At 64.5% G+C, this 4823-nt stretch carries 6 protein-coding genes and 1 pseudogene; all 7 read left to right on the forward strand.

Annotated elements, in window-relative coordinates; genetic code table 11:
- On the forward strand, nucleotides 1-193 hold a 193-nt coding region (locus VIR09_RS03065), incomplete at its 5' end, for a 30S ribosomal protein S2 (RefSeq protein WP_332011543.1).
- 179 nt (nucleotides 194-372) lie between these two features.
- A complete protein-coding gene (tsf, locus tag VIR09_RS03070) occupies nucleotides 373-1251 on the forward strand; it encodes a translation elongation factor Ts (protein WP_013393439.1) in 879 nt (292 codons plus the stop codon).
- A 98-nt stretch (nucleotides 1252-1349) separates the two neighbouring features.
- Nucleotides 1350-2066 carry a UMP kinase gene (pyrH, locus tag VIR09_RS03075; protein ID WP_013393440.1) on the forward strand — a complete coding sequence of 239 codons (717 nt, stop codon included), beginning with the start codon at nucleotides 1350-1352 and terminating at the stop codon, nucleotides 2064-2066.
- Nucleotides 2067-2081: 15 nt separating this feature from the next.
- A complete protein-coding gene (gene frr / locus VIR09_RS03080) occupies nucleotides 2082-2642 on the forward strand; it encodes a ribosome recycling factor (RefSeq protein ID WP_013393441.1) in 561 nt (186 codons plus the stop codon).
- 176 nt (nucleotides 2643-2818) lie between these two features.
- The gene (gene uppS, locus VIR09_RS03085; RefSeq protein WP_332011544.1) at nucleotides 2819-3583 is read left to right on the forward strand and encodes a polyprenyl diphosphate synthase; all 765 of its coding nucleotides are present in this window, start codon (nucleotides 2819-2821) and stop codon (nucleotides 3581-3583) included.
- A gap of 49 nt (nucleotides 3584-3632) precedes the next feature.
- Nucleotides 3633-4490 (forward strand): phosphatidate cytidylyltransferase, encoded by an 858-nt coding sequence (locus tag VIR09_RS03090; protein ID WP_332011545.1) that lies wholly within the window; start codon nucleotides 3633-3635, stop codon nucleotides 4488-4490.
- A pseudogene (locus tag VIR09_RS03095) lies at nucleotides 4487-4823 on the forward strand (1-deoxy-D-xylulose-5-phosphate reductoisomerase); the annotation flags it as partial. The gene VIR09_RS03090 and the pseudogene VIR09_RS03095, both read left to right, overlap by 4 nt.

Raw genomic sequence — 4823 nt, forward strand, 5'->3', positions numbered from 1 at the left:
CACCAACCACTCGCCCGACGGCATCGACTACGTCATCCCCGGCAACGACGACTCGGCCAAGGCCATCGCGCTGTACGCCAAGGGCATCGCCGACGCCGTGCTGGAAGGCCGCGAACAGAACCTGAACGGTCTGGTCGAAGAACTGGGCGAAGGCCAGGAAGAGTTCGTCGAAGTGCAGGACAACCAGGCCTAAGCCTATTGTCATGTCCGGCGGTTAGCGTCTGGGAGCGGTTCCGAATGCGGGTCCGCTCCCGCCTCGCCGGCAATGCGAAGGTGGGCTCCCATCTTCCTGATCCGCTAGTCGCGGATGTCCCATCGAATCAAACCACTGTCCCGGCTTGCCGGGGCATGTTCTAGCAAATTGGAGCAAACATGGCTGAAATTACCGCTGCCCTGGTCAAGGAACTGCGCGAAAAGACCGACGCCCCCATGATGGAGTGCAAGAAGGCCTTGACGGAAGCCGAGGGCGACCTGGCCCGCGCCGAGGAAATCCTGCGCGTCAAGCTGGGCAACAAGGCCAGCAAGGCTGCCGCCCGCGTCACCGCTGAAGGCCTGATCGGTCTGTTCATCTCCGCCGACGCCAAGAAGGGCGCCGTCATCGAAATCAACTGCGAAACCGACTTCGTCGCCAAGAACGACGACTTCGTCGGCTTCGTGAACAAGCTGGCCGAGCTGGTCGCCACGCAGAACCCCGCCACGGTGGAAGCCCTGTCGGCGCTGCCCTACGGCGACGGCACGGTCGAAACCACCCGCACCGCCCTGATCGGCAAGATCGGCGAAAACATCTCGATCCGCCGCTTCGAGCGCATCGAGACCCCGAACGCGCTGGCCAGCTACGTGCACGGCGGCAAGATCGGCGTGCTGGTCGAATACACCGGCGCGGAAGAAGTGGGCAAGGACCTGGCGATGCACATCGCCGCCACCAAGCCCAAGGCGCTGAACGCCGACGGCGTGAACCCTGCCGACATCGCCGCCGAACGCTCGGTCGCCGAACAGAAGGCCGCCGAATCCGGCAAGCCGGCTGAAATCGTCGCCAAGATGGTCGAAGGCTCGGTCGCGAAGTTCCTGAAGGAAGTCACCCTGCTGTCGCAGCCGTTCGTCAAGAGCGACAAGCACAGCGTTGAGCAGATGCTCAAGGAAAAGGGCGCTTCGATCAGCAAGTTCGTGCTGTTCGTTGTCGGCGAAGGTATCGAGAAGAAGACCAGCGATTTCGCCGCTGAGGTCGCCGCCGCCGCCGCTGGCCGCGCCTGACCCCAGGGTAGTGCTTAAAGGCCGGCGCTAGATTAAATTCTAGTCCGGCCTATTTCTTGTCTTACACTTTCGTCGGATTGTTCTTCGGGATATCACCTATGAGCAGCAGAGCATACAAACGGGTTCTTCTCAAACTTTCCGGCGAGGCGCTGATGGGCGACGATGCATTCGGCATCAACCGCTCCACCATCGTCCGCATGACCGATGAGGTCGCTGAAGTCGCCGCCACCGGCGTCGAATTGGCCATCGTCATCGGCGGGGGCAATATTTTCCGTGGCGTCGCCCCGGGCGCGCAGGGCATGGACCGCGCGACCGCCGACTACATGGGCATGATGGCCACCATCATGAACGCGCTTGCGCTGCAAGACGCGCTCAAGCACAAGGGTGTCGACACCCGTGTGCAATCGGCCTTGAACATCGATCAGGTCGTCGAACCGTACATCCGCCCGAAGGCGCTGCGCTACCTCGAAGAGGGCAAGGTCGTCATCTTCGCGGCAGGTACCGGCAATCCCTTCTTCACCACGGACACGGCCGCTGCATTGCGCGGCGCCGAGATCGGGGCGGAGATCGTGCTGAAGGCCACCAAGGTCGACGGCATCTACAGCGCCGATCCCAACAAGGATCCCACCGCCACGCGTTACTCGCGCATCAGCTTCGACGAAGCGATCGTCCGCCGGCTGGAAGTCATGGACGCCACGGCCTTTGCGCTGTGCCGTGACCAGAAGCTGCCGATCAAAGTGTTTTCGATCAATAAGTCCGGCGCCCTCAAGCGGGTCGTCAGCGGCGAAGACGAAGGCACCTTGGTACACGTCTAAAGAAAAGGAAATTCCATGAGCGTCGCAGAAATCCGCAAATCCGCCGAAGCCAGGATGGCCAAGTCGCTTGACACGCTCAAGACCAACCTGGCCAAGATCCGTACGGGCCGCGCCCATACCGGCATCCTGGACCATGTGCAGGTCGAGTATTACGGCTCGCCCGTGCCGATCAGCCAGGTCGGCAACGTGAACCTCGTGGACGCCCGCACCATCAGCGTGCAGCCCTACGAGAAGAGCATGGCCGCCGCCATTGAAAAGGCGATCCGCGAATCGGATCTGGGCCTGAATCCCATGTCGATGGGCGACACCATCCGCGTGCCGATGCCCGCCCTGACCGAAGAGCGTCGCCGCGATCTGACCAAGGTAGTCCGCAGCGAAGGCGAAGATGCCAAGGTCGCCGTGCGCAACCTGCGTCGCGAAGCCAACGAAGCGCTGAAGAAGCTGGTCAAGGACAAGGAAATCTCCGAGGACGACGAACGCCGTTCGCAGGATGATGTCCAGAAGCTGACCGACCGCAGCGTGGCCGAGATCGACAAGATGGTCACGCAGAAAGAAGCGGAAATCATGACCGTATAATTCCTGGATGCCTCCAGGGTATTCGGCTTGGCCGTATCCCTGGAGACCAGGATTTCCTGCCTGAGCGCCGTCCTGTCCATTGTTCCGCAGCATTGCTGCGCTGCGGTGGAACGACGGCGCAGGCTTTTCTTCCCGTATTTCCGTTTACGCCGTTTCACCGCGCGCACCCCAGACCAATGGCAACCAGTTCGACCCAGGCGGTTCCCGCCACTCGCGACATTCCCGAGCATGTGGCCATCATCATGGATGGCAATGGCCGGTGGGCGACGAGGCGGCTGCTACCGCGCACCGCGGGCCACGCCAAGGGCGTGCAGGCGGTGCGGCGCGTCGTCGAGGCCTGCGGCCGCGCTGGCGTGCGCTATCTGACGCTGTTCGCCTTCAGTTCCGAGAACTGGCGCCGTCCCGTCGAGGAGGTGTCGCTGCTGATGCGCCTGTTCGTGCAGGCGTTGGAGCGCGAGATCGGCAAGCTGGATGAGCAGGGCGTGCGCTTGCACGTCATTGGCGACCTGTCCGCCTTTGAGCCCCGCCTGCAAGAGTTGATCTTCGCCGCTCAGGAACGCACCGCGCACAACGACCGACTGCATCTGACGGTCGCCGCCAACTATGGCGGACGCTGGGACATCCTGCAGGCCACCCGCGCCATGCTGGCTGCCGAGCCGGGCCTGGCCGCGCAACCTCAACTGGTGGATGAGGAGCGCCTGTCCCGGCACCTGTCCATGTCCTGGGCCCCCGAGCCCGACCTGTTCATCCGCACCGGCGGCGAACAGCGCATTTCCAATTTCCTGATCTGGCAGATGGCTTACGCGGAGTTCTACTTCACGGACCGCTACTGGCCGGACTTCGGCGCCGCCGAACTCGCGGCCGCCTTTGACTGGTATCGCACGCGCGAGCGCCGTTTCGGCCGCACCAGCGCGCAACTCAGCGAAGACGGCGCGCAGTAAACGGACGACCTGCGCGTCTTGCCAGGGCTGTACACGAGGAGACCGTCATATGTTGGGCCAGCGTATCGTTACCGCAGTCGTTCTGTTGGCCGTTCTGGCTGCCGCAATGGTCAGCGCAAACCCCTGGTGGTTCGTTGCCTTGCTGGCGCTGGCTGCCGCCTGCGCCAACTGGGAGTGGCTGCGCCTGACGCTGCCGCAACCGCCTTCCCCCCTGATTGCCGTCGGCGTCGCCGTCCTGCTGTTCGCAGGCATGCTGGCCTTGACTTCCGCCTGGCTGGCGGGGGGCGGTACGGGGATCGCCGATCCCGCCTGGGTAATGCGCTATCTGGTGCCGGCGGTGGCGGCGGTCTGGCTATTCGGCGGCCTGGCGGCGGTCATACGCGGCCGCTCCGATGCGCCGCCCGCCAGCCTGGGCTGGTCGGTTTTCTCCGTGCCTGCCGCATTCGCCGCCTGGGCCGTGCTGGCGCAGATGTTCGTGGCCCATGGCGCCGGTTTCGTGGTGTCGCTGCTGGCGCTGGTCTGGGTCGCCGATATCGCCGCATATTTTGCCGGCAGGGCGTTCGGCAAGCGTAAACTGGCGCCGCGGGTCAGTCCGGGCAAGACGATCGCGGGCGCGGTCGCCGGCGTCCTGGGTGCGGTGGTCTGGATCGGTCTTTCCAGCCTCTGGGAGGGCACTTACGGCCATGCGCTGGTCGCGCGCTGGACCTTCTGGCTGGCCCTGCCCATCGCTGCGCTGCTGGGCGTGGTGTCGATCGTCGGAGACCTGTTCGAGTCGCTGCTCAAGCGGCGCGCCGGCCGCAAGGATTCCAGCACGCTGCTGCCCGGCCATGGCGGGGTCTATGACCGCATCGACGCGATTCTCCCGGTCGCGCCGTTTGCGCTACTTTTGTCTGGAGTGTTGTTTTGACGGCTTTTCAACGCGTCGTCGTGCTGGGATCGACCGGTTCGATCGGTGAAAGCACGCTGGATGTGATCGCCCGCCACCCCGAGCGCCTGGCGGTTTATGCCTTGTCGGCGTACAGCCAGATGACGCGCCTGGCAGAGCAGGCGCAGGCCAGCCGCGCGGCAGTCGTGGTGGTGCCCGACGGGGCGGCCCGCAAGAAGTTCATTGCCGCCTGGGCCGGCGGCCAGCCTATGCCGGAGATCCGGGTGGGCGCGCAGGCGCTGGCCGATACCGCCGCCGATCCCCAATGCGACTCGGTCATGGCGGCCATCGTGGGCGCCGCGGGCCTGCCCGCCG

Origin of the sequence: Achromobacter sp. (genome assembly GCF_036567245.1) — a bacterium.
In the GTDB taxonomy this organism is placed as follows: domain Bacteria; phylum Pseudomonadota; class Gammaproteobacteria; order Burkholderiales; family Burkholderiaceae_B; genus Achromobacter.